Below are 23,020 nucleotides of genomic sequence, written 5' to 3'. Positions count from 1 at the left end.
ACGAGTCATGCGAGTTTCTGTCAGTTGGCTGCGGGAGTACGTGGACATCCCAGCCGACCTGCCCGTCGGTGAGTTGGAGCAGACCCTGATCGACCTCGGTATCGAGGTCGAGTCCATCGCGGACCTGGCTGCCACGGTGACCGGGCAGTTGGTGGTCGGCGAGGTGCTGGAAGTCGAGGAGTTGACCGGCTTCAAGAAGCCGATCCGGTTCTGCCGGGTGGACGTCGGCGCCGCCAACGGCACCGGCGAGCCGCAGGAGATCGTCTGCGGGGCGCGCAACTTCGCGCCTGATGACCTGGTCGCGGTGATCCTGCCCGGCGGCGTGCTGCCGGGTGGCTTCGCCATCGGCGCGCGAAGGACGTACGGGCGCAACTCCAACGGCATGATCTGCTCCGCCGGGGAACTGGGCCTGGGCGACGACCACGCCGGCATCGTCGTGCTGCCGGCGGACACCCCGGCCAAACCCGGCGACGACGCCCGGCCGGTGGTCGGACTCGACGACATCGTCGTCGAGGTGGAGATCACCCCGGACCGGGGCTACCAGATGTCGCTGCGCGGGCTCGCCCGCGAGCTGGCGCAGGCCCTCGGGGTCGACTTCCGGGACCCGGGCCGCAACCCGGCGACCGCCGGTACCGCCGAGCCGGCGTTTCCGGTGCAGGTGCGCGACACCCTCGGCTGCGACCGGTTCGCGGCCAGGCTGGTGCGCGGCGTCGACCCGACGGCGCAGACGCCGACCTGGATGCGGCAGCGGCTCACCGTCGCCGGCATCCGCAGCATCTCGCTGCCCGTCGACATCACCAACTACGTGATGCTCGAACTCGGCCAGCCGATGCACGCCTTCGACGCCGACCGGATCGCCGGCCCGCTGGTGGTCCGGCGGGCCGAGCCGGGCGAGAAGCTGACCACCCTCGACGGGGTGACCCGGGCACTCGCCCCGGAGGACATGGTCATCTGCGACGTCGGGCTGCCGAACCCGCTCGCCGGCGAGGGTGCCGGCGTGCCGATCTCGCTCGCCGCCGTGATGGGCGGCGAGACCAGCGAGGTGGTGGCCGGCACCGTCGACGTGCTCTTCGAGGCCGCGCACTGGGACCCGGTGCTGGTCGGGCGCACCGCCCGAAGGCACAAGCTGTTCAGCGAGGCCGCGAAGCGCTGGGAGCGGGGCGTGGACCCGGCCCTGCCGCTGGTCGCCCTCGAACGGGCAGTCGCACTGCTCACCCGGTTCGCGGGCGGCGACGCCGCCGCGGAGGTACTTGATCTCGACCACGTCCGGCCGCGTACCCCGATCGTCCTGCCGGCCGACCTGCCCGGCCGGCGGGTCGGCGTGAACTACCCGCCGGCCCGGGTGGTCGCGCTGCTGGAGCAGGTCGGCTGCACCGTCGCCCGGAGCGCCGACCGGTCGGCGGAGGACCCGGGCGCGGCTGGGGTCGCCACTGTGGACGGCGAGGTGCTCAGCGTCACCCCGCCGACCTGGCGGCCCGACCTGAGTGACCCGGCCGACCTGGTGGAGGAGGTGGCCCGCCTCGACGGTTACGCCAACGTGCCCTCGCTGCTGCCGACCGCGCCGCCCGGTCGGGGGCTGACCTGGCAGCAGCGGCGCAACCGGGCGGTGTCCCGCTCGCTGGCCGAGCGGGGGCACGTCGAGGTTCTCGCGCATCCGTTCGTGACGCCCGGCTTCGCCGACCAACTCGGCCTGACCGAGGGCGACCCGCGTCGCCAGGCGGTGCGGCTGGCCAACCCGCTGTCGGAGGAGGAGCCGCTGCTGCGCACCACGCTGCTCGGTCCGCTGCTCGGCATCGTCAAGCGCAACCTCGGCCGTGGCCTGCGTGACCTGGCCCTCTACGAGATCGGCACGGTCTTTCATCCGCGTGTGGACGCCGGCAGCCCGCCAGCGATGGGTGTCGAATGGCGCCCCACGGAGGCGGAGTTCGCCGCCGCCGACGCGATCGTGCCGCACCAGCCCCGGCACGTCGCCGTCGTGCTGACCGGCGACGTCGAGCCGGCCGGCTGGTGGGGCGGCGGCCGGGCGGCAAACTGGGCCGACGCGGTCGAGGCGGGGCGCGCGGTCCTCGCCGCCGCCGGGGTGCCCGGCTGGCGGATCGAGGTGCGGGCCACCGGGTACGCCCCCTGGCATCCCGGCCGCTGCGCCGAGCTGCTCGTCGACGGGGTGGTCGTCGGGCACGCCGGCGAGCTGCACCCGGCGGTCGTCGCGACGCTGGAGCTGCCGCGGCGTACCTGCGCGATGGAGCTGGACCTGGACGCGCTGCCGGTGCCCCCGGTGGCGCCCTCGCCCACGGTCTCCGGTTTTCCGCCGGCCCTCATCGACGTGGCGCTCGTGGTGGACGACCACGTCCCCGCCGAGGCGGTCCGGCAGGCCCTCACCGAAGGCGCCGGCGTGCTGCTGGAGTCGGTGCGCCTGTTCGACGTGTACGCCTCGGAGCAGCTCGGCGCCGGGCGCAAGTCACTGGCCTACAAGCTCGCCTTCCGGGCACCGGACCGGACGCTGACCGTCGACGAGGCGGTCGCCGCCCGTGACGCCGCCGTGGCCCGCGCCGCCGAACGCTTCGGCGCCACCCTCCGCGGCGCCTGAGCTGTAAGGAGGGGCCCTTCTTGACGCCTCACGTACAGGAAGGGCCCCTTTTCAACATCTCGGCAGCGGCGCTCTACTGCCGTCGGGGATGCCGGGATGCGCGGGGTGGTGGGTTGGCCGAAAGGTCAACACCGATGGCTGTTTGGTTACCCGCGAGTCATGTCCGAGCGGTTAGCCTGCTTGGATTCCGAGTGCCCGTCGCGACCACACCCCGCCACCCCACGGGAGTCCCCTCATGTCCGTTGATCGACCCGCCACGGTCGACGTCTGCATAGTCGGTGGTTGTGGCCGGGTGGGCCTGCCACTGGGCATCGCCTTCGCCGCCCGTGGGCTCTCCGTCGTGCTGTACGACATCAATGCCGACGCGGTTGCCACCGTCAATGCCGCCACGCTGCCCTTCGCCGAGCCGGGCGGCGCGGAGCCGCTCGCCGAGGCGGTCGCCGCCGGTCGGCTGCGGGCCACCACCGACCCGGCGGCGGTCGGTGCCTCCGAGCATCTGGTGGTCGTCGTGGGTACCCCGGTCGACGAGCACCTGAACCCGGATCTCGGCGCCGTGCCCCGGGCCCTGGAGCGCTGTGCCGAGCACCTACGCGACGGGCAGCTGATCGTGTTGCGCAGCACCGTCTACCCGGGCGTGACCGCGCTGACCGAGAAGCTGCTTGCCGGCAAGGGTGTGCGCACTGACGTCGCCTTCTGCCCCGAGCGGATCGCCGAGGGGCACGCGATGACCGAGCTGTTCGCCCTGCCGCAGATCGTGGCGGCACGTACGCCGGAGGCGCTGGCGCGGGCGGAGAAGCTGTTCCGGCACCTGACCGACCGGATCGTGCCGCTGCTGCCCGAGGAGGCGGAGCTGGCGAAGCTGTTCACCAACACCTGGCGGTACATCAAGTTCGCCACCGCCAACCAGTTCTGGATGATGGCCAACGACTTCGGGCTGGACTTCGCCCGGATCCGGCACGCGGTGGCGTACGAATACCCGCGCGCCGCAGATCTGCCGATGCCCGGGTTTACCGCCGGCCCGTGCCTGTTCAAGGACACCATGCAGCTGGCGGCCTTCAATCGGAACAACTTCGTGCTCGGCCACTCGGCGATGCTGATCAACGAAGGGCTGCCCCTGTACCTGGTGTCCCGGTTGGAGGACCGGTTCGACCTGGCCGGCTCGACGGTGGGCATCCTCGGCATGGCGTTCAAGGGTGGTAGCGACGACGCCCGGGAGAGCCTGGCGTACAAGCTGCGCAAGATCCTGGCGCTCAAGACCCGGGAGACGTTGTGCACCGACCCGTACGTGGCCGACGAGCGGCTCGTCGGCCTGGACGAGGTGTTGCGCCGGGCGGACCTGCTGGTCATCGCCGCGCCACACGAGCAGTACGCCCGCCTCGACACCGACAAACCGGTGATCGACATGTGGGGGCTGACCGGGCAGGGGGTGCGGGTGTGAACCCACGGGTGTCGGTGATCGTGCCGGTCTACAACGAGGGCGCGGCGATCGTCCGCTGCATGGAGCGGATGCTGCGGGAGATGCTGCTTCCCGCCGAGGTGCTCATCGTGCACGACTTGCCCGAGGACACCACGGTCGCGTACGTCGCGCAGATCGCCCGCACCGATCCGCGGGTGCGGGCGGTGCACAACACGTACGGCCGGGGCCCGGCCAACGCGATCCGGTTCGGCATCGACGCGGCGCTGGCGCCGGTCGCGGTCGTGACTATGGCCGACGGTTGTGATGATCCGCGCCAGATCGACGAGCTGGCCCGGCTGGTGGACCGGGGTGTGGTGGTCGCCGCCGCTTCCCGGTACATGCCGGGCGGCCAGCAGGTCGGCGGGCCGAGGTTGAAGCGGGCGATGTCCCGCTGGGCGGGGCGCAGCCTGTACTGGTTCGCCCGGGTGGGCACCCGGGACGCCACCAACAGCTTCAAGGCGTACGACACGGCGTTCGTCCGCGAGGTCGGCATCGAGTCGCGGACCGGTTTCGAGATCGGGCTGGAGTTGACGGCGAAGGCGACCCGGCTGCGGTTGCCGGTGGCCGAGATTCCGACCATCTGGCTGGATCGGCCGCTCGGCGAGTCCCACTTCGACCTGGGTCGCTTCCTCCCCGGCTACCTGCGCTGGTACCTGTTCGCCTACGGTCGACGGTTGAGCCGGGAGAAGCTGGGCGCCCGGGTCGCGCCGGTGGTCGCGCCGGCCGCGCACAGCCCCGAGTACGAGCAGACGGCATAGGAGCCGACGTGGCGAAGGTCCTGGTTACTGGTTCGGCCGGCTTCATCGGTGGCTACCTGGTCTCGGAGTTGCTCGACCGGGGTCACGACGTGGTCGGCGTGGACAACTACTCGAAGTACGGCCCGGTCACCCACAGCTACGATCGGCATGCCCGGTTCCGGTTCGTCGAGGGGGACGCCCGCGACACCGATCTGCTGACCGGCCTGCTCGACGGCTGCGACCACCTGGTCGCCGGTGCGGCGATGATCGGTGGGATCTCCTACTTCCACGCGTACGCCTACGATCTGCTCGCCACCAACGAGCGGATCATGGCGGCGACCTGCGACGCGGCCATCCGGGCGCACCAGGACGGTCGGCTCGCCAAGGTCACCTACCTCTCGTCCTCGATGGTGTTCGAGTCCACCGAACGCTGGCCGAGCCGGGAGGGCGACGAGCGGCGCATCCCGCCGCCGCTGTCCTCGTACGGGTTCCAGAAGCTGGCCGTGGAGTACTACGCCCGGGCGGCCTGGGATCAGTACCAGGTGCCCTACACGATCGTGCGGCCGTTCAACTGCGTCGGGGTGGGGGAGGGGCGGGCGCTTGGTCAGGCCGAGGTGCTCTCCGGCAACGTGAAGCTGGCCATGTCGCACGTGGTGCCCGACCTGGTGCAGAAGATCGTCAAGGGTCAGGATCCGCTGCGCATCCTCGGTGCGGGCGACCAGGTGCGGCACTACACCTACGGCGGGGACCTGGCGCGCGGCATCGCGTTGGCCGTCGAGCACCCGGCGGCCCACAACGAGGATTTCAACCTCTCCACCGCCGAGTCGACGACGGTGCTGGAGCTGGCCGGGCTGATCTGGCGCAAGATCAAGGGCGCTGACGTGCCGTTCCGGCACGTCAGCGACGAGCCTTTCCGGTACGACGTCCGCAAGCGCGTCCCGGACACCACCAAGGCCGGCCAGGTGCTCGGATTCACCGCCACCACCTCGCTGGACGAGATGCTCGACGAGGTGATCCCCTGGGTGACCCGGGCGGTGGCCGAGGGCCGCCTCTAGCCGACGGTGACCGGGCTGATTGCGTCGCGGCTGGACCGAGGCTGCGCCCGTCAGGGTGCGGCCTCATTACCATGCGGCCTGCTGCATGACCTTGCAGGTCGAGGTGCGCTGCTGCTAGCCTTTGGTGCATAGTCATGCGGAGGTGGGTATGGGGATCCGGGTCTCGGTGGCCGGGGCGAGTGGCTACGCCGGCGGCGAACTGCTGCGTCTGCTCGCCGCGCACCCCGAGTTCGACCTGTTGACCGCCACCGCTCACAGTCAGGCCGGCCAGCGGGTCGACGCGGTTCACCCCCAGCTCACCGGCCTGGACCTGACCTTCACCAAAACCATCCCGGGCCGGCTGGCCGATGCCGACCTGGTCTTCCTCGCCCTGCCGCACGGCGAGTCAGCCGCCATCGCGGCGCAGTTGCCCGACGGCGTCCGGGTCGTGGACCTCGGGGCGGACCACCGGCTCGTCGACAGCGACAGCTGGGACCGCTACTACGGCGGCCCGCACGCCCACGCGTGGGCCTACGGCCTGCCCGAACTGCCCGGCCAGCGGGAGCTTATCGCGGGCGCGGCCCGGGTCGCCAACACCGGCTGCTACGCCGCGACGGTCATCCTGGCGCTTGCCCCACTGGTCGCCGCCGGCGTCGCCCAGCCCGCCGACGTGGTGGTCGTCGCCGCCTCGGGTACCTCCGGTGCCGGCCGGGCCGCCAAACCGCACCTGCTCGCCAGCGAGGTGATGGGAGACCTGTCGCCCTACAAGGTCGGCGCGCACCAGCACGTACCCGAGATCAAGCAGGCGACCGGCGCCACCGGGCTGTCCCTCACCCCGGTGCTCGCGCCGATGCCGCGCGGCATCCTGGCCACCGTGACCGCCCTGCCGGCCGGCGCGGCCGACCCGCGCGCGGTGCTGGCCGAGGCGTACGCGGACGCGCCGTTCGTGCATTTGCTGCCCGAGGGGCGGTGGCCGCACACCGCCGCGACGCTGGGCAGCAACTCGTGCCACCTGCAGGCGGCCGTCGACGTCGACTCCGGCCGGCTGATCGTGGTCTGCGCCCTCGACAACCTCGGCAAGGGCGCTGCGGGTCAGGCGGTGCAGAACGCCAATCTGATGTTCGGTCTACCCGAAACCACCGGCCTGTCCAGTCTGGGGGTCGCACCGTGAGCGCGAGGAACGCAGCGCAGCGGAGTCCCGCAGTCGTGAGCGAGAGGTCGGGTCTGTGACCGTCACCGTGCCGCGGGGCTTCCGGGCGGCCGGGGTGGCCGCCGGCCTGAAGAGCGGCGGCGCGCCTGATGTCGCGTTGGTGGTCAACGACGGCCCCGACGCCGGGGTCGCCGCGGTCTTCACCGGCAACCGGGTCAAGGCCGCGCCGGTGCTCTGGAGTCAGCAGGTCGTCCGGGGTGGCGTGGTCCGCGCCGTGGTGCTGAATTCCGGTGGCGCCAACGCCTGCACCGGCCCGGCCGGCTTCCAGGACACCCACGCCACCGCCGAGCACACCGCCGCGGCGCTGACCTCCACCAGCCCACGCCGGATGCTCGGCGCGGGCGAGGTGGCGGTCTGCTCCACCGGGCTGATCGGTGAGCGGCTGCCGATGCCTGAGCTGCTTGCCGGGGTGGCCGCCGCGGTGCGTGGGCTCTCGGCCGGCGGCGGGGCAGCCGCGGCCGAGGCGATCATGACCACGGACACCCGGCCGAAGACCACCGTGGCACGCGGTGACGGCTGGACCGTCGGTGGCATGGCCAAGGGCGCCGGCATGCTGGCCCCGGCGATGGCCACCATGCTCTGCGTACTCACCACCGATGCGGTGGCCGGTCCGGATCTGCTCGACGCCGCGCTGCGCGCCGCCACCCGGGTCACCCTCGACCGGGTCGACTCCGACGGCTGCATGTCGACCAACGACACGGTGTTGCTGCTGTCCAGCGGCGCCTCCGGTATCGCGCCGAGCGAGGCCGAGCTCACAGTCGCGGTCACCGCCGCGTGCCACGACCTGGCCCAGCAGTTGCTCGCCGACGCCGAGGGCGCGACCAAGCAGGTCACCATCGACGTCGTCGGTGCTGCCGCCGAGGTCGAGGCGGTCGAGGTGGGTCGGGCGGTGGCCCGCAACAACCTGGTGAAGACCGCCCTGTTCGGCAACGATCCGAACTGGGGTCGGGTTCTCGCCGCAGTCGGTACCACCGCCGCCGCCTTCGATCCGGACGCTGTCGACGTCGCGGTCAACGGCGTCTGGGTCTGCCGGTCGGGTGCGGCGGCCGACGACCGGTCGAAGGTCGACCTCACCGGCCGGGACGTCATCATCCGGATCGATCTGCACGCCGGCACCGCCGAGGCGACCGTGTGGACCAACGACCTGTCGCACGCCTACGTGCACGAGAATTCGGCGTACTCGACGTGAGCATGAATCTGACCTCCGACCTCGCCCGCGCTCAGGCCAAGGCCGCCACCCTGATCGAGGCACTGCCCTGGCTGGTACGCCTCTCCGGCTCGACCGTCGTGATCAAGTACGGCGGTAACGCGATGGTCGACCCGGACTTGCGGCGGGCCTTCGCCGCCGACATGGTGTTCCTGCGCTATGTCGGCCTCAAGCCGGTGGTGGTGCACGGCGGTGGGCCGCAGATCTCGGCCATGCTCGGCCGGCTGGGCATCGACAGCGAGTTCCGGGGTGGCCTGCGGGTTACCACACCGGAGGCGATGGACGTCGTCCGGATGGTGCTGTTCGGGCAGGTCGGCCGGGAACTGGTCGGCCTGGTCAACGCGCACGGCCCGTTCGCGGTCGGCCTCTCCGGTGAGGACGCCGGGCTGTTCACCGCGGTGCGGCGGCCCGCGTACGTGGACGGGCAGCCGGTCGACATCGGCCAGGTCGGCGACGTGGAGTCGGTGAACATCTCGGCTGTGGCCGACCTGATCGGTGCCGGCCGCATCCCGGTGATCTCCACCGTGGCGCCGGACGCCGACGGGGTGCTGCACAACCTGAACGCCGACACCGCCGCCGCCGCGTTGGCCGTGGCCCTGCGGGCGCGCAAGCTGGTCGTGCTCACCGACGTCTCCGGTCTCTACGCGAACTGGCCGGACACGTCCAGCCTGATCAGCGAGATCACTGTCGACGAGCTGGCGAAGCTGCTGCCGTCGCTGGAGTCGGGCATGGTGCCCAAGATGGAGGCCTGCCTGCGGGCGGTCAGCGGTGGGGTGCCCGCCGCGCACGTCGTGGACGGCCGGGTCGCCCACTCCACCCTGTTGGAAGTGTTCACGTCGGAGGGCTTCGGAACAATGGTGATCCCATCGTGAGTCGGCCAGGTACGAGCGCCCTCGTGCAACGGTGGCGGCAGTCCATGATGGACAACTACGGTACGCCGCCGCTGGCCCTGGTGGCCGGTCGCGGCGCCGTCGTGGTCGACGAGGCCGGCCGGGAGTACGTCGACCTGCTCGGCGGGATAGCTGTCAACTCCCTCGGGCACGCCCACCCGGCCGTGGTCGCCGCCGTGTCGAAGCAGGTCGCCACTCTCGGGCACGTGTCGAACCTGTTCATCGCCGAGCCGCCGGTGGCGCTGGCCGAACTGTTGCTGGCGCTGGCTGGCCGGCCGGGGCGGGTCTTCTTCGCCAACTCGGGCGCGGAGGCGAACGAGGCGGCGTTCAAGCTGTCCCGGCGGACCGGCCGCACCCAGGTGGTCGCCACCGTCGGCGGCTTCCACGGGCGCACCATGGGCGCGCTCGCGCTGACCGGCCAGCCCGCCAAGGCCGACCCGTTCCGTCCGCTGCCGGGCGAGGTCACGCACGTCCCGTACGGTGATGTGGCCGCACTGGAGGCGACGGTGACCGATGCGACCGCAATGGTGATCCTGGAACCGATCCAGGGCGAGAACGGCGTGGTGGTCCCGCCGTCCGGCTACCTCGCCGCGGCCCGGCGGATCACCTCCAGGCACGGCGCGCTGCTGGTGCTCGACGAGGTCCAGACCGGGGTCGGTCGTACCGGGCACTGGTTCGCCCACCAGGCCGACGGCGTCGAGCCGGACGTGGTGACCCTGGCCAAGGGCCTCGGTGGCGGGTTGCCGATCGGCGCCACCCTCGCCTTCGGTCGGGCCGCCGACCTGCTCGGTCCCGGCTCGCACGGCAGCACCTTCGGCGGCAACCCGGTCAGCTGTGCGGCGGCGCTGGCGGTGATCTCAACGATCGCCCACGAAGGGCTGTTGGACCATGTCAAGCGGGTGGGCGAGCGGCTGCGGCGGGGCGTGGAGGCGCTGGGTCACCCGCTCGTCGGCGGCGTCCGGGGTGCCGGGCTGCTGCTCGGTATCACGCTGACCGCGCCGGTCGCGGTGGCCGTCGCCGGGTCGCTGCGCGAGGCCGGGTACCTGGTCAATCCGATCCAGCCGGACGTGCTCCGCCTGGCTCCACCGCTGATCCTCACCGCCGCCCAGGCCGACACCTTCCTGTCCGCCCTGCCTGCGGCTCTCACCACCTGCGCGACAACGGAGGTTTCCGGATGACCCGGCATTTCCTGCGGGACGACGACCTGTCGCCCGGCGAGCAGGCCGCCGTCCTCGATCTGGCCGCTCGGATGAAGGCCGACCGGTTCGGGTACACGCCGCTGGCCGGACCCCGCTCGGTGGCGGTGCTCTTCGACAAGCAGAGCCTGCGTACCCGGATCTCCTTCGATGCCGGCATCGCCGAACTCGGTGGCCGTCCCCTCGTCGTGGACACCCAGGTGACCCACTTCGGCCGGGGCGAGAGCCTGGCCGACGCCGGTCGGGTGCTGTCCCGCTACGTGGCCGCGATCGTGCTGCGTACCCACGGCGACGACCGAATCGCCGAGGTGGCCGCCGGAGCCACCGTGCCGGTGGTCAACGCGCTGACCGACGGTTTCCACCCCTGCCAGCTCCTGGCCGACCTGCTCACCGTCCGCCAGTGGTGTGGCGGCACCGCCGGCCGGACGCTCGCGTACGTCGGTGACGCGGGAAACAACATGGCCCATTCGTACCTGCTGGCCGCGGCGACCGCCGGGATGCACGTGCGGGTGGCCGGTCCGCCCGGCTTCGCGCCCGACGCCGATGTGGTGACCCGCGCCGAGGCGATCGCGGCCGGTACCGGCGGCTCGGTCCGGCTGCTCGCCGATCCGGTCGCCGCCGTCGAGTCCGCCGACGTGGTCGCCACCGACACCTGGACCTCGATGGGCCAGGAGGGCGACGGGTTGGACCGAAGCACCCCGTTCCTGCCGTACCAGGTCAACAAGGCCCTGCTCGGGCACGCCGCGCCGGAGGCGATCGTGCTGCACTGCCTGCCGGCGCACCGTGGTGAGGAAATCACCGACGAGGTTCTCGACGGCCCCCGCAGTGCCGTCTTCGACCAGGCAGAGAACCGGCTGCACGCCCAGAAGGCGCTGTTGAGCTTCCTGCTCGCGGAGCAGCCATGAGCGCACCGCCGAGCCGTGGTGCCCGGCACGCCCGGATCGTCGAGTTGATCCGCGAGAAGGCGGTCCGCTCGCAGACCGAGCTGGCTGAGCTGCTCGGCGACGAGGGCGTCCAGGTCACCCAGGCCACCCTCTCCCGGGATCTCAAGGAACTCGGCGCGGTCACCGCCCGGGGTGGGGACGGCCGGGCTGTCTACGTCATCCCGGAGGACGGGCACCGCCCGCTGCGCGATGCCGAGGCGGCGCCGGCCCGCCTCGTGCGGCTATTACGTGAGCTGCTCAACGAGGTCGACTCCAGTGGCAACATCGCGGTGCTGCGCACCCCGCCCGGCGCGGCCCAGTACCTGGCGAGCGCGCTGGACCGGGCGGGGCTGTCGGAGGTTGTCGGCACCATCGCCGGCGACGACACCATTTTCGTCGTGGCCCGCGAGGCCGACGGTGGGGCCGCGCTCGGTGAGCGGCTCGCCGGCTGGGCCCGCCGCGACGAGAACGCCGAAGGGGACATCGCACCATGACCGTTGTCGCGGGCACTGAACGAGCGCGGCGAGTGGGCCCCGCAGTCGGGAGCGGAAGGTGAGCGCTGCAACAATGGGCGGAGTGGACGACAAGAGCCTGACCGAGAACAGCGCAGCGACCAACCGGACGAGCCTGTGGGGAGGCCGGTTCGCCGGCGGCCCCTCCGAGGCGTTGGCCCGGCTGTCGGTGAGCGTGCAGTTCGACTGGCGGCTGGCCCCGTACGACATCGCCGGTTCCCGGGCACACGCCCGGGTGCTGGCCGGCGCCGGCCTGCTCGACCCGGACGAACTGGGCCGCGTTCTCGCCGCCCTGGACGACCTGGAGGCCGCCTGCGCCTCCGGGGCATTCCGTCCCACCGTCGACGACGAGGACGTGCACACCGCGCTGGAGCGCGGGCTGCTGGAACGGCTCGGCAGCCTCGGCGGAAAGCTGCGTGCCGGCCGGTCCCGTAACGACCAGGTCGCCACCGATCTGCGGCTCTACCTGCGTGATCATGCCCGGGGCGTGGCCGGCCGGCTGGTGGAGCTGGCCGAGGCGCTGGTCGAACAGGCCGGGCGGCACGTGGCGACGGCCGCGCCGGGCATGACCCACCTCCAGCACGCCCAGCCGGTCACCTTCGGCCACTGGCTGCTCGCCCACGTGCAGCCGCTGCTGCGTGACCTGGAGCGGCTGCGCGACTGGGACCACCGGGCGGCGGTCAGCCCGCTCGGCGCCGGGGCGCTGGCCGGTTCGGGGCTGCCGCTGGACCCGGTGGCGGTCTCGAAGGAGCTGGGCTTCCGGACGTCCTTCGCCAACTCGATGGACGCGGTCGCCGACCGGGATTTCGTCGCCGAGTTCCTCTTCACCACCGCACTGATCGGGGTGCACCTGTCGCGTCTCGGCGAGGAGGTGGTGCTCTGGACGTCACAGGAGTTCGGCTGGGTCGAGCTGGACGACGCCTTCGCCACCGGATCGTCGATCATGCCGCAGAAGAAGAACGCGGACATCGCCGAGCTGGCCCGGGGCAAGTCCGGTCGACTCGTCGGCGGGCTGGTCGCGGTGCTGACCATGCTCAAGGGCCTGCCGATGGCGTACGACCGGGACATGCAGGAGGACAAGGAACCGGCCTTCGACGCCGTCGACACCCTGGAGCTGCTACTGCCGGCCCTCGCCGGGATGATCTCCACGATGACGGTACGCGTCGACCGCCTGGTCGCCGCCGCGCCGGTGGGCTTCTCGCTGGCCACGGAGGTGGCCGACTGGCTGGTTCGTAAGGGGGTGGCGTTCCGCGACGCGCACGAGATCACCGGCAGGCTGGTGGCGCTCTGCGCGGCCCGGGACTGCGCCCTCGACGAGGTCTCCGACACCGATCTGAGCATGGTCAGCGAGCACCTCGACCCGGCCGTACGCGATGTGCTGTCGGTCCGTTCGGCCCTCGCCGCCCGGGTCACTCCCGGCTCCACGGGTCCTGGCCCGGTCGCCGACCAGCTCGCCGACGTCGCCGACCACCTGACCACCTGGCGGGAGTGGGCCGCCGAGGGCGTCGTACCCCGCTGACCCCGCACCAGCGGCGGCCGGCCGGTTCTCTGCGAGGTCTCGTCTGCGACGCCGCGGTGAAGTGCGGCGGTACCACTGCGCGGCGGTGGAGTTGTCGACGGCCTGTGTCCCGCTCACGGGTGGCGAGGCGAGGCGGTCGGGTCTTCGTCGTGCTGGACAGCGATGCCGCGTCCTGCGAAACGCCGACGGCCGAGGGGTAACCTGGTCGTGGAATAGTTGACTCGTCAAATATGTTGTCGAGTGCGCCGGGCACCAGCCGCCCGGTCGGACGACACGAGGAGCTGTGATGCAGTTCGGAGTCTTCACCGTCGGGGACGTCACGGTCGACCCGACCACCGGCCGCGAGCCGACCGAGGCCGAGCGGATCAAGGCGATGGTGGCCATCGCGCTCAAGGCCGAGGAGGTCGGCCTCGACGTCTTCGCCACCGGTGAGCACCACAACCCGCCGTTCGTGCCCTCGTCGCCCACCACGATGCTGGGCTACATCGCCGCCCGCACCGAACGGCTGCTGCTCTCCACCGCCACCACGCTGATCACCACCAACGATCCGGTGAAGATCGCCGAGGACTACGCGATGCTCCAGCACCTCGCCGACGGCCGGGTCGACCTGATGATGGGCCGCGGCAACACCGGCCCGGTCTACCCGTGGTTCGGTCAGGACATCCGCAACGGCATCCCGCTGGCGATCGAGAACTACGACCTGCTGCGCCGACTCTGGCGTGAGGACGTCGTCGACTGGCAGGGCAAGTTCCGCACCCCGCTGCAGTCGTTCACCTCCACCCCGCGTCCGCTCGACGACGTGCCGCCGTTCGTCTGGCACGGCTCGATCCGCAGTCCGGAGATCGCCGAGCAGGCCGCCTACTACGGTGACGGGTTCTTCGCCAACCACATCTTCTGGCCCGTCGAGCACACCCGGCGGATGGTCGGTCTGTACCGGAAGCGCTTCGAGCACTACGGCCACGGCGCCGCCGACCAGGCCGTCGTGGGCCTCGGCGGCCAGGTGTTCATGCGGCGCAACTCCCAGGACGCGGTACGCGAGTTCCGGCCGTACTTCGACGACGCGCCGGTCTACGGGCACGGCCCGTCGCTGGAGGAGTTCACCGCGCAGACCCCGCTGACCGTGGGCAGCCCGCAGCAGGTCATCGACCGTACGCTCGGCTTCCGCGACTACGCGGGCGACTACCAGCGCCAGCTGTTCCTGCTCGACCACGCGGGGCTGCCGCTGAAGACCGTGCTTGAGCAGCTCGATCTTCTCGGCGAGGAGGTCGTGCCGGTGCTGCGCAAGGAGTTCGACTCGCTGCGGCCGGCGCACGTGCCGCTGGCGCCGACGCACGCCTCGCTGCGGGCGGCGCAACGTGCGCCGCAGACCGGCGAGACCTCGACCGGTGACCTGGCCGCAGCCGGCGCGGAGATCGAGCGGTGACCGCGCGCGGCCTGGCGGTGGTGTCGGCCGGTCTCGGCCAGCCGTCGTCGACCCGGCTACTCGCCGACCAGCTCGCCGCGGCCACCCGTGACGAGCTGGTCCGGCGCGGCGAGCAGGTCGACCTGCGACCGGTCGAACTGCGCGAGCACGCCCACGACATCGTCAACCACCTGCTCACCGGCTTCCCGTCGGAGTCGTTGCGGCAGGTGCTGGACCAGGTCACCGGTGCCGACGGGTTGATCGCGGTCACCCCGATCTTCAACGCCTCGTACAACGGGCTGTTCAAGTCGTTCTTCGACCTGCTCGACGTCGAGGCCCTGGGCGGCCGGCCGGTGCTGCTCGGTGCCACCGGCGGCACCGCCCGGCACTCGCTGGCCCTGGAGCACGCGGTCCGCCCGATGTTCACCTACCTGCGGGCGGTGACGGTGCCGACGGCGGTCTTCGCCGCACCCGAGGACTGGTCCGGCGACGGCGCGGACGGCGCGTTGCGCGCCCGGATCGTCCGGGCCGGCCGCGAACTGGCCGAGCAGATCCACCGCGCCGCGCCGTCACCGGGCTCGCCCGACCCGTTCACCCTCACCACGAACTTCCACCAACTCCTCCACCCGCCACCCACTGACCCCCGTCGGCCGTCGATCTAGGGGTTTTCGTCGCTGCTGGAGATCAACTAGCGGTGATTGTCCCTAGATCGGCGCGGTGGGGTCGGGTGCGGCAGCGTGGGGATGGGCGACGAGGACGGGGCAGCGGGCGTGCTGTACCAGCCCTTGGCTGACCGAGCCGAGCCGCAGGCCGGCGAAGCCGCCCCGGCCGCGCGATCCGGCCACCACCAGCGCGGCGTCCCCGGTTGCCTCGATCAACGCCTGGTCGGGCTTCGGTGCGGCGACCAGTCGTTCCTCCACGGTCAGGCCGGGACGGCTGCCCCGCGCCGCCGCACCGGCAGTGGCGAGCAGGTCCGCCGCCGGCCCGTCCTCGGCGGCGCCGTCCTCGGCGGCGACGTGCAGCAGCACCAGCGTGCCGCCGCGCCGCACGGCCTCCTCGGTGCCGTATCCCACGGCGAGCTCGGCGGACTCCGAACCGTCCACACCGACCAGCACCGGCCCGTCGGTCGGGATCGGGCGATCGGGTGGCCGGATCACCAGCACCGGGCAGTGGCCGTGCGCGGCGACCTGGGTGCCGACCGAGCCGAGCAGCAGCCCGGCGAAGCCGCCCAGGCCACGGCTGCCCACCACGACCAGCTCCGCCCGACGGGACTCCTCGACGAGTGTCGCCCCCGGCCCGCCGGCCACCTGACGCACCTCGACCGTCAGCCCCGGCCACCGGTCGACCAGCTCGGCGGCGGCCTGTTCGAGCATCTTCCGGCCGTCCTCCGACGCCGTCGGAACCCCCACCTCGTACGGGTTGATCGGCACGCCGTAGCCGAGCGGGTGCAGGTAGCCGTGCACCAGATGCAGTGGGCGTGACCGCCACACCGCCGCCTGTGCCGCGTGTTCCGCGGCGACCAGGCTCGGTGGTGATCCGTCCACCCCCACCACGACGGGTCGGTTCGTCACACGGTCCTCCAAGAGTCGGTCAAGTCATTGTCGACGGGTCCTCGAACGCCGACCGGCCCCGACACACCCGGGGCCGGCCCATCGGTACGACGTCCGGTCAGTTCCCGGAGACCGTACCCACCTGCCGGACGATCGCCACCGGGGCGTGGGCGTGGTGCAGCACCGCGTGGCTGACCGAGCCGAGCAGCAGCCCGCCCAGCGCACCCCGCCCGCGTGCGCCGACCACCACGAGCTGGGCGCTGCGGGACTCCGCCACCAACGCCCGAGCAGGCGAACCCCGGACGGGCCGCCGCCGCACCGTCACCTCCGGGTACCGCTCCGACCAGCCGGCCACCGACTCGGCGAGCGTGCGTTCCTCCTCCTCGCGGAAGGCGTCCAGGTCGTAGACCAGGGGCAGGATGTCCCCGGGGCCGACCGGGGTCGGGTATAGCCAGGCGTGCACCGCGACCAGTTCGGCGGCGCGCCAGGCTGCCTCCTCGAAGGCGAACCCGACGGCTTCCCGGGACCGCTCCGAGCCGTCGACACCGACCACCACCGGTCCGTCCGTCCGCGACCCGTCGCCGACCACCAGTACCGGGCTGTCGGCGTGGGCGCTGACCTGCACGGCCACCGAGCCGAGCAGCAGCCCGGCGAAGCCGCCCAAACCACGGTTGCCGAGCACGGTCAGTGCCGCGTCGCGGGCCTCGGCGAGCAGCACGGCGGTCGCCGCGCCATCGACCACCACGCCGGTGACGGCCACCTCCGGGGCCACCTCGGCGGCCTCGGCGGCGGCCTCGGCGACGCACCGCTCGGCCTCGTTGCGCAGTCCACCCTCGGCGGGCGCACCCGGCGCGGGGCCCAGCGGCACGTCCATCAGCGGCCAGATGAACGCCTGCACGATCCGCAGCGGGCGGTGCCGGTACGCCGCCTCCCGCGCGGCGGCACGCACCGCGTGCAGGGCGATCTCGGAGCCGTCCACACCCACCACGACGGGGGCGCCGGTGTTGCTGACCATCACGTTCCCTCCTTGGTTCCGCTACCAGCCTGGCCTACCACGTGCCGCTGCGGGCGGCGGGCACGCCTCCTGCGGCATGCCCATCCGATTGCAGCCTCGCCCCCTGCGGTGAGGTCCGGCAGGGCCGATCCGCCCACGCGGCCCGGGACCAACGGCCCTGCCGGCAGACTCGATCCGGCACGGGCCGCAGGTCCCCAACCCGGGCGGGTAGGGTCGGCCGGTGACCGACGGCCTGCGGCTGCGCCCGGTGAGCGAGGACGACCTGGTGGAGTTCTTCGCCCACCAGCTCGATCCCGAAGCCAACCGGATGGCCGCCTTCGGCGCCGATGACCCGACCGACCGGCGGGCGTTCGCCGCGCACTGGGTACGCATCCTGACCGGCCCGGAGAACCTGGCCCGCACGGTGACCGTCGACGGCACGGTGGTCGGTTACGTGCTGGCCTTCCCGGTCGGCGACCGCACCGAGGTCAGCTACTGGATCGACCGGGCACGCTGGGGTCGTGGGCATGCCACCGCCGCCCTGACCGCGCTGCTGCGGGAGGTTTCGCGCCGCCCGCTGTTCGCGCGCACGGCCACCGACAACGCCGCCTCGCTGGCCGTGCTGGTCCGCTGCGGCTTCGTCGTGCGGGGCACCGACCGGGGGTACGCTCCGGGCCGCGGCCACGAGATCGACGAGTACGTGCTGGAACTGCCGGCCGGACCGGGGGCCCTGACACCGGGGCTGACCAGGGCGGCGACTACCCTCGCGGGGTGAACTGGCTGGAACTGGCCGGCTGGACCGGTTCAGCGATCCTGGTGTGGTCGCTGCTGCAGACGCGCATCCTACGGTTGCGCGCCGTCAACCTGGTCGGCTGTGTCGTCCTGATCGGCTACAACGCCGCCGTGCAGGTGTGGCCCATGGTGGGGCTGAACGTGGTGCTGGCTGTGATCAACGTCTGGTACCTGCGGCGGCTGCTCGCCACCCGCCACGACGAGCAGACCTACCAGGTGGTCGAGGTGGGCGCCGACGACGCGTTCCTGGCGCACACGCTGCGGGTGCACGCCGCCGACATCGACCGGTTCAACCCCGGCTTCCACCCGGGGCGGTCGGTCGGCCGGTTGGCCTTGCTCGTGGTACGCGCCGACGAGGTGGTCGGGGTGGTCCTGATCCGTGACGCCGGTGACGGGGTGGCCCAGGTCGACCTCGACTACGTCATCCCGCCGTTCCGTGACTTCACCCCCGGTGAGTTCGTGTACCGACGCAGCAGCCTGTTCACCGACCGGGGGTTCCGCCGGGTGGTCAGCCCGCCGGGCATGATCGCCCCCTACTACCACCGGCTCGGCTTCCGACGGGAGGGCACCTCGTTCGTGCTGGATCTGCCCGCACCGGCGGGCCGCACTAGCTGAGGACGTGTCCGTGGACCCAGCTCGTCGTGGTGTCGCCCGGACCGTCAGCGGTTTCTGGTCGGCGGTTTCGTCTCGGTAGACAGCGGGTGATGGTTCGCCGTCGGAGCCAGTGGGCATAGCCTCCGCTACGCCGACGGGACCTCCGCCGGCGGCGCCACGAGGCGCGGTCCACCGAGGGAGAGCCGGGCGTGCAGAGCTACTGGAGCCAGCTGGCCCTGGTCGGAGTCCTGATCGTCTTGAACGCGATCTTCGCGGGCAGCGAACTCGCCCTGGTGTCGCTGCGGGACAGCCAGGTCCAGCGACTGGAACGGACCGGCCGCGCGGGCCGGGTGCTGGCCCGGCTGGCCCGGGACCCCAACCGTTTCCTGGCCACCATCCAGATCGGCATCACCCTGGCCGGCTTCCTCGCCTCGGCGGCCGCCGCGGTGTCCCTGGCCCGGCCGCTGGTCCCGCTGCTGGACGGCGTGTTCGGTCGGGCCGCCGGGCCGGTCTCGGTCGTGCTGGTGACCCTGGTGCTGACCTTCGTCACCCTGGTCTTCGGCGAGCTGGCCCCGAAACGGATCGCCATGCAGATACCGGAGCGGTGGGCGCTGCTGGTGGCCCGCCCGCTGGATCTGCTTGCCGCCATCACCCGGCCGGCCGTCTGGGTGCTCGGCGCCACCAGTGACCTGGTGGTGCGGCTGTTCGGGCTGGACCCGAAGCCCGAGCGGGATGAAATCAGCCCGGACGAGCTGCGGGACATCGTCGCCGGCCACCACGGCTTCACCAAGGAGCAGCAGACCATCATCGCCGGCGCAGTCGAGATCGCCGAGCGCAAGCTGCGTGCGGTGCTGGTACCCCGGCTTCAGGTCTTCTGCCTGGACAGCGGCACCACCGCCGTGGACGCCCGGCTGGTGCTGGCCGCCTCCGGACACTCCCGCGCGCCGGTGGTGCGCCACGGCGGCCTGGACGAGACGGTCGGCGTCATCCACCTGCGGGACCTGGTGGGCGTACGGGACGACCAGCCGGCCGACGACTACGCCCGAGCGCCGATGCTGTTGCCGGACTCGGTACTGGTGATCGACGCGCTGCGGCTGTTCAAAGCCGAACGGCAGCACATGGCCCTGGTCGTGGACGAGCGCGGTGCCGTCGAGGGCATCGTCACGCTGGAGGACATTCTGGAGGAGATCGTCGGGGAGATCTACGACGAGACCGACCGGGACATCCGTCAGGTGATCAGCGAGGGCGACGGCGCGTTGGTGCTGCCCGGGACCTTCCCGGTGCACGATTTGCCGGATATCAGCGTGGACCTGCCCGGGCGTCCGGAGGGCGACTACACCACCGTCGCCGGCCTGGTGCTGGCCGGCCTGGGTCGGATTCCGGTGCCCGGTGAGCGTCTCACCGTCGACGGCTGGCGACTGGAGGTCACCCTCGCCGACGACCGGGCCGTCTCCGAGGTACGGCTGCGGCGCCTCGCCGAGGAACCGGCCTGCGCCGCGCCCGACGGCCAGCATGATGAGCAGGCTGCCGACGCATCCGGCGTGCTGGACGGCACCCGTGGTTGAGTCAGCCCTCGACCGGCTGGTCGGCTCCGGCAGCGGCGGGTCCAGCCGGACCAGGTGCAGTGGCACCTGCACGGTGCTGCGGCTGAGCAGCCGAGCCATCGCCCGAATCGCCGACGGTCCTGCCGGGGCCGCCCCGATCCGATCAGCCGTCCGCTGACCCGGCCGTACCAGTGCCGGCTGACGAGCAGGTCGGTCAGCCGCAGCGGGCCGTCGGGGGAGCCCCTTACCACCAGGTCCACCACCCGCCCCAGGCGCCGTCCCCGCTCGTCGTACGCGGTCCGGCCCAGCAGTTCACCCGCTCGCACGGTCGGCTCCGGGGATCCGGCCGATCACGTTGCGACGTAGCCACGCCTCCACCGGTGGGGCGGCCAGCTCCTCGGCCCGGATGCGTAGCCGCACCGCGCTGCCGACCCGCTCGACCAGCGTGTACGGGATGCGTAGCGGTGCCATCGGCCGGTCGGTTACGAACCGCTCGGCGGTCAGCACCAACATCCGGCCGAGCCGGCCGCCGACCCGCAGCCCGAGCGCGCCCGGCCCGCTGAGCAGCGCCCGAAGGTACGGCACGCCGTCCGGACCGAGCGCTGACCCGCTAGCCCCACTGCCAGCCGCAGTGCCAGCGCCACCCCGCCCAGCTCGGCGGCTAGGGTGATCACGGTGACCAGGTAGGAGGCGGCCAGGTTGACCAGCGCCGTCCGCGCACCGAGTCGTTCCCGGATCAGGTCGAACACGGCCCGACCGGTGATCGCCGCGATTCGTCCGGCCATGTCGGCGTACGCGCAGATCGCGATCACGCCGAGCAGCAGCACCCAGGTGTGGGCCATGCCGAACCGGGCTCCGGCCTGACTGGCGGCGACGAGATCGCCGATGTCGGGCGAAGCCTCCCACCGCGGACAGGATGCCGAGCGTGGCGGCGAGGAGCTTCTTCACGTCGGCGGCCCGGGCTCGGTCATCGTCCGACGATATGGCCGAGAAGCATGCGATCCAAGAAGAAGACGGCATCTGCTGCTATATGTGCCGGCTGGCCCGAATCTCGGGAACCTGGGCGGCGCGATGGTCGACGACTTCCGGATTTACCACCTGGGTCCGGTCGTCGCGGTTCGCAACGCGCCGCCACCTGCGCCCTCGCGTCCGGCCCGTACATTGCTGAGCGAACGACCCCGACCGGCTGACGGACTCGTTCCCGTCATCCCTGCGCACAGGAGAGTCATGACCGACCAACGCGTGATCAACATCCTGTTCCACGGAATCGGTACGCCGCGCCGGGAGTTGGAGCCGGGCGAGGAACGCTACTGGGTCAGCGTCGACCGGTTCCACGAACTCCTCGACGAGGTGGTGACCTGGCCGCAGGCGCGCCTCAGCTTTGACGACGGCAACGCCTCGGACCTCGACGTGGGGCTGCCCGCGCTGCTTGAGCGGCAGGTCAGTGCCACCTTCTTCATCATCGCCGGCAGGCTCGGTGCGCCCGGCAGTGTGGCTGGCGACGGCGTCCGGGAGCTGCGGCGGCACGGGATGCCGGTGGGTAGCCACGGAATGTGGCACCGTCCGTGGCGTCGCCTCACCGCCGCCGAGGCGACCGAGGAGTTCGACACGGCCCGTGACAGGCTCGCGGAGATCACCGGCGAGACGGTGGATCAGGCCGCCTGCCCACTCGGCCGGTACGACCGGGCCGTGCTGGCCCGGCTGAGGGCGGCCGGCTACCGGCGGGTGTTCACCAGCGACCGGCGTCCGGCGCGAGCCGGGGCGTGGTTGCAGCCGCGCTACAGCGTGCGGGCCGAGGACACCGCCGCGGGCCTGCGCGACATCGTCCTCGGGCCGGGACTGCTCGGCCGGGCCCGGTCGCACGCCGCCGGGCTGGTCAAGCGCTGGCGTTGAGGCCGGTACCGACCGCGGCTCGCTGGTCGGTGGGCGGACCGGGCGCCTCACGCAGGGACCCCGGGCGCAGCAGCGCCGCCGCCGCGGCCCGGCTGGTCGGGCTGCCGAGGGCGGCGCGGCTGAGTTCGCGCAGCAGCACCGCCGCCCAGTAGGCGGCCGTGGCCACCCGGCCGTGCCGGCGTCGGTACAGGCGCACCTTGTTGAGCGTCAGCAACCGCCACATCCAGGGAGCCGCCCGGGAATCACCGCCGATGTGGGTGGCCCGGGCGGCCGGGGCCAACCGGGTCGGGAACCCGGCGTCGCGTGCCCGCAGGGCGAAGTCCGTCTCCTCCGAGTAGAGGAAGAACGACTCGTCCCACGGTGCGCACGCCGACCAGCACCGCCCGCTGACGAGCATCGCGGAGCCGACAGCCCAGTCCGAGGTCGACTCCCGGCGGTAGGCGGCGGGATCGGTGACCACCTCACCGAGCACGGGAAGGCGGCCGGCCCGTTCGGCACCGACGAACGCGTCACCGAGCGCACGCAGCACGGTCGGTTCCCGGCGGAGGGTGTGCTCGGGGCCGCCGTCGGCCATGGTCACCAGGGGAACCACGATGCCGTCGCCGCCCCGGCGCTGCAGGTCGACCAGGTGCCGTCCGCAGCCCGGCGCGAGCCGGATGTCCGGGTTGAGGATGAGCACCGAGGTGAAGGGCCCGGCGGCGGCCGCAGCGGCGTTGATTCCGGCCGAGTAGCCGCCGTTGTGGCCGGTCTCCACGACGCGCGCGACGGGCATCAGCCGCCGGACCGTCTCCGCCGTGCCGTCCGACGAGGCGTTGTCGGCGACCGTGAGCTGCCAGCGCAGACCAGCGAGCCCGGGCCCCAGGGAGTCCAGCAGGCCCGGCACGACGGCGGCGCTGTTGTAGGTGACGACGATGACGGCGAGCATGTCGCCGGAACCGGGTGTCTCGGTTGTGCTCACGCGGCTGGGCTCCTCGGGGCGG

General features: G+C 72.2%; 21 protein-coding genes and 1 pseudogene. 17 read left to right on the top strand and 5 right to left on the bottom strand.

Annotated elements, in window-relative coordinates; genetic code table 11:
- Positions 1-7: 7 nt before the first annotated feature.
- The 13 genes and pseudogenes from pheT (at position 8) to ACFHWY_RS05845 (ending at position 15,335) form a co-directional block, all read left to right on the top strand.
- Entirely contained in the window at positions 8-2,587 is a 2,580-nt protein-coding gene (pheT, locus tag ACFHWY_RS05905; RefSeq protein ID WP_416579069.1) for a phenylalanine--tRNA ligase subunit beta, read from the top strand.
- A gap of 235 nt (positions 2,588-2,822) precedes the next feature.
- Positions 2,823-4,025 (top strand): nucleotide sugar dehydrogenase, encoded by a 1,203-nt coding sequence (locus tag ACFHWY_RS05900; protein WP_416579068.1) that lies wholly within the window; start codon positions 2,823-2,825, stop codon positions 4,023-4,025.
- Positions 4,022-4,801 (top strand): glycosyltransferase family 2 protein, encoded by a 780-nt coding sequence (locus ACFHWY_RS05895; RefSeq protein ID WP_416579067.1) that lies wholly within the window; start codon positions 4,022-4,024, stop codon positions 4,799-4,801. Before ACFHWY_RS05900 ends, ACFHWY_RS05895 begins: the two co-directional genes overlap by 4 nt.
- An 8-nt stretch (positions 4,802-4,809) precedes the next feature.
- On the top strand, positions 4,810-5,835 hold the full coding sequence (locus ACFHWY_RS05890) for an NAD-dependent epimerase/dehydratase family protein (RefSeq protein WP_416579066.1): 1,026 nt from the start codon (positions 4,810-4,812) through the stop codon (positions 5,833-5,835).
- Positions 5,836-5,983: 148 nt separating this feature from the next.
- Positions 5,984-6,985, top strand: coding sequence for an N-acetyl-gamma-glutamyl-phosphate reductase (gene argC, locus ACFHWY_RS05885; protein ID WP_416579065.1), 1,002 nt, complete (start codon positions 5,984-5,986; stop codon positions 6,983-6,985).
- A gap of 55 nt (positions 6,986-7,040) precedes the next feature.
- Positions 7,041-8,213, top strand: a complete 1,173-nt coding sequence (gene argJ, locus ACFHWY_RS05880) for a bifunctional glutamate N-acetyltransferase/amino-acid acetyltransferase ArgJ (protein WP_416579064.1) — start codon at positions 7,041-7,043, stop codon at positions 8,211-8,213.
- Positions 8,214-8,215: 2 nt separating this feature from the next.
- The gene (argB, locus tag ACFHWY_RS05875) at positions 8,216-9,103 is read left to right on the top strand and encodes an acetylglutamate kinase (protein ID WP_416579063.1); all 888 of its coding nucleotides are present in this window, start codon (positions 8,216-8,218) and stop codon (positions 9,101-9,103) included.
- A 44-nt stretch (positions 9,104-9,147) separates the two neighbouring features.
- Positions 9,148-10,342, top strand: a pseudogene (locus ACFHWY_RS05870) (acetylornithine transaminase); the annotation flags it as partial.
- Positions 10,311-11,222 carry an ornithine carbamoyltransferase gene (gene argF / locus ACFHWY_RS05865; protein ID WP_416579282.1) on the top strand — a complete coding sequence of 304 codons (912 nt, stop codon included), beginning with the start codon at positions 10,311-10,313 and terminating at the stop codon, positions 11,220-11,222. The pseudogene ACFHWY_RS05870 and the gene argF, both read left to right, overlap by 32 nt.
- Positions 11,219-11,734: an arginine repressor gene (locus tag ACFHWY_RS05860; RefSeq protein WP_416579062.1), complete on the top strand. Its 516-nt coding sequence runs from the start codon at positions 11,219-11,221 to the stop codon at positions 11,732-11,734. Before argF ends, ACFHWY_RS05860 begins: the two co-directional genes overlap by 4 nt.
- Positions 11,735-11,807: 73 nt before the next feature.
- On the top strand, positions 11,808-13,271 hold the full coding sequence (gene argH / locus ACFHWY_RS05855) for an argininosuccinate lyase (RefSeq protein ID WP_416579281.1): 1,464 nt from the start codon (positions 11,808-11,810) through the stop codon (positions 13,269-13,271).
- Positions 13,272-13,557: 286 nt separating this feature from the next.
- Positions 13,558-14,694, top strand: coding sequence for an LLM class flavin-dependent oxidoreductase (locus ACFHWY_RS05850; RefSeq protein ID WP_416579061.1), 1,137 nt, complete (start codon positions 13,558-13,560; stop codon positions 14,692-14,694).
- On the top strand, positions 14,691-15,335 hold the full coding sequence (locus ACFHWY_RS05845) for an FMN reductase (RefSeq protein WP_416579060.1): 645 nt from the start codon (positions 14,691-14,693) through the stop codon (positions 15,333-15,335). Before ACFHWY_RS05850 ends, ACFHWY_RS05845 begins: the two co-directional genes overlap by 4 nt.
- Before the next feature lie 42 nt (positions 15,336-15,377).
- Here ACFHWY_RS05845 and ACFHWY_RS05840 read toward each other — a convergent pair whose 3' ends face one another.
- Both ACFHWY_RS05840 and ACFHWY_RS05835 read right to left on the bottom strand, forming a co-directional pair.
- The gene (locus tag ACFHWY_RS05840; protein ID WP_416579059.1) at positions 15,378-16,244 is read right to left on the bottom strand and encodes a universal stress protein; all 867 of its coding nucleotides are present in this window, start codon (positions 16,242-16,244) and stop codon (positions 15,378-15,380) included.
- A 97-nt stretch (positions 16,245-16,341) separates the two neighbouring features.
- Positions 16,342-17,238 (bottom strand): universal stress protein, encoded by an 897-nt coding sequence (locus ACFHWY_RS05835; RefSeq protein ID WP_416579280.1) that lies wholly within the window; start codon positions 17,236-17,238, stop codon positions 16,342-16,344.
- 220 nt (positions 17,239-17,458) lie between these two features.
- Between ACFHWY_RS05835 and ACFHWY_RS05830 the strand changes: the two genes are divergently transcribed.
- The 3 genes from ACFHWY_RS05830 to ACFHWY_RS05820 all read left to right on the top strand — a co-directional run bounded on the left by ACFHWY_RS05830 (position 17,459) and on the right by ACFHWY_RS05820 (position 20,168).
- Entirely contained in the window at positions 17,459-17,992 is a 534-nt protein-coding gene (locus tag ACFHWY_RS05830) for a GNAT family N-acetyltransferase (protein ID WP_416579058.1), read from the top strand.
- The gene (locus ACFHWY_RS05825) at positions 17,989-18,624 is read left to right on the top strand and encodes a hypothetical protein (RefSeq protein ID WP_416579057.1); all 636 of its coding nucleotides are present in this window, start codon (positions 17,989-17,991) and stop codon (positions 18,622-18,624) included. The genes ACFHWY_RS05830 and ACFHWY_RS05825 overlap by 4 nt, the downstream gene beginning before the upstream one ends.
- 188 nt (positions 18,625-18,812) lie before the next feature.
- Positions 18,813-20,168, top strand: a complete 1,356-nt coding sequence (locus ACFHWY_RS05820; protein ID WP_416579056.1) for a hemolysin family protein — start codon at positions 18,813-18,815, stop codon at positions 20,166-20,168.
- 291 nt (positions 20,169-20,459) lie between these two features.
- On the opposite strand, the gene ACFHWY_RS05815 is transcribed toward ACFHWY_RS05820, so the two are convergent.
- The gene (locus ACFHWY_RS05815) at positions 20,460-20,660 is read right to left on the bottom strand and encodes a hypothetical protein (protein ID WP_416579055.1); all 201 of its coding nucleotides are present in this window, start codon (positions 20,658-20,660) and stop codon (positions 20,460-20,462) included.
- On the bottom strand, positions 20,648-20,989 hold the full coding sequence (locus ACFHWY_RS05810; RefSeq protein WP_416579054.1) for a divalent metal cation transporter: 342 nt from the start codon (positions 20,987-20,989) through the stop codon (positions 20,648-20,650). Before ACFHWY_RS05810 ends, ACFHWY_RS05815 begins: the two co-directional genes overlap by 13 nt.
- A gap of 385 nt (positions 20,990-21,374) precedes the next feature.
- Here ACFHWY_RS05810 and ACFHWY_RS05805 point away from each other — a divergent pair, with 385 nt between their 5' ends.
- Positions 21,375-22,040, top strand: coding sequence for a polysaccharide deacetylase family protein (locus ACFHWY_RS05805; protein ID WP_416579053.1), 666 nt, complete (start codon positions 21,375-21,377; stop codon positions 22,038-22,040).
- Here the strand turns inward: ACFHWY_RS05805 and ACFHWY_RS05800 are convergent.
- Positions 22,024-22,998, bottom strand: coding sequence for a glycosyltransferase (locus ACFHWY_RS05800; protein ID WP_416579052.1), 975 nt, complete (start codon positions 22,996-22,998; stop codon positions 22,024-22,026). The two genes, ACFHWY_RS05805 and ACFHWY_RS05800, sit on opposite strands and share 17 nt — an antisense overlap.
- Between the last annotated feature and the right edge of the window lie 22 nt (positions 22,999-23,020).

The sequence above is a fragment of the Micromonospora sp. LOL_024 genome, assembly GCF_048060415.1.
In the GTDB taxonomy this organism is placed as follows: domain Bacteria; phylum Actinomycetota; class Actinomycetes; order Mycobacteriales; family Micromonosporaceae; genus Micromonospora.
This window is presented reverse-complemented; position numbering and strand designations above follow the sequence as displayed.

Excerpts from the sequence above, each read along its gene's own strand:
- pheT (WP_416579069.1), top strand. The coding sequence starts at position 8 with ATGCGAGTTTCTGTCAGTTGGCTGCGGGAGTACGTGGACATCCCAGCC.
- argC (WP_416579065.1), top strand. The coding sequence starts at position 5,984 with ATGGGGATCCGGGTCTCGGTGGCCGGGGCGAGTGGCTACGCCGGCGGC.
- ACFHWY_RS05835 (WP_416579280.1), bottom strand. The coding sequence starts at position 17,238 with ATGGTCAGCAACACCGGCGCCCCCGTCGTGGTGGGTGTGGACGGCTCC.
- ACFHWY_RS05805 (WP_416579053.1), top strand. The coding sequence starts at position 21,375 with ATGACCGACCAACGCGTGATCAACATCCTGTTCCACGGAATCGGTACG.
- argH (WP_416579281.1), top strand. The coding sequence starts at position 11,808 with ATGGGCGGAGTGGACGACAAGAGCCTGACCGAGAACAGCGCAGCGACC.
- ACFHWY_RS05810 (WP_416579054.1), bottom strand. The coding sequence starts at position 20,989 with ATGGCCCACACCTGGGTGCTGCTGCTCGGCGTGATCGCGATCTGCGCG.
- argB (WP_416579063.1), top strand. The coding sequence starts at position 8,216 with ATGAATCTGACCTCCGACCTCGCCCGCGCTCAGGCCAAGGCCGCCACC.
- ACFHWY_RS05860 (WP_416579062.1), top strand. The coding sequence starts at position 11,219 with ATGAGCGCACCGCCGAGCCGTGGTGCCCGGCACGCCCGGATCGTCGAG.
- ACFHWY_RS05900 (WP_416579068.1), top strand. The coding sequence starts at position 2,823 with ATGTCCGTTGATCGACCCGCCACGGTCGACGTCTGCATAGTCGGTGGT.
- ACFHWY_RS05850 (WP_416579061.1), top strand. The coding sequence starts at position 13,558 with ATGCAGTTCGGAGTCTTCACCGTCGGGGACGTCACGGTCGACCCGACC.
- ACFHWY_RS05815 (WP_416579055.1), bottom strand. The coding sequence starts at position 20,660 with ATGTTGGTGCTGACCGCCGAGCGGTTCGTAACCGACCGGCCGATGGCA.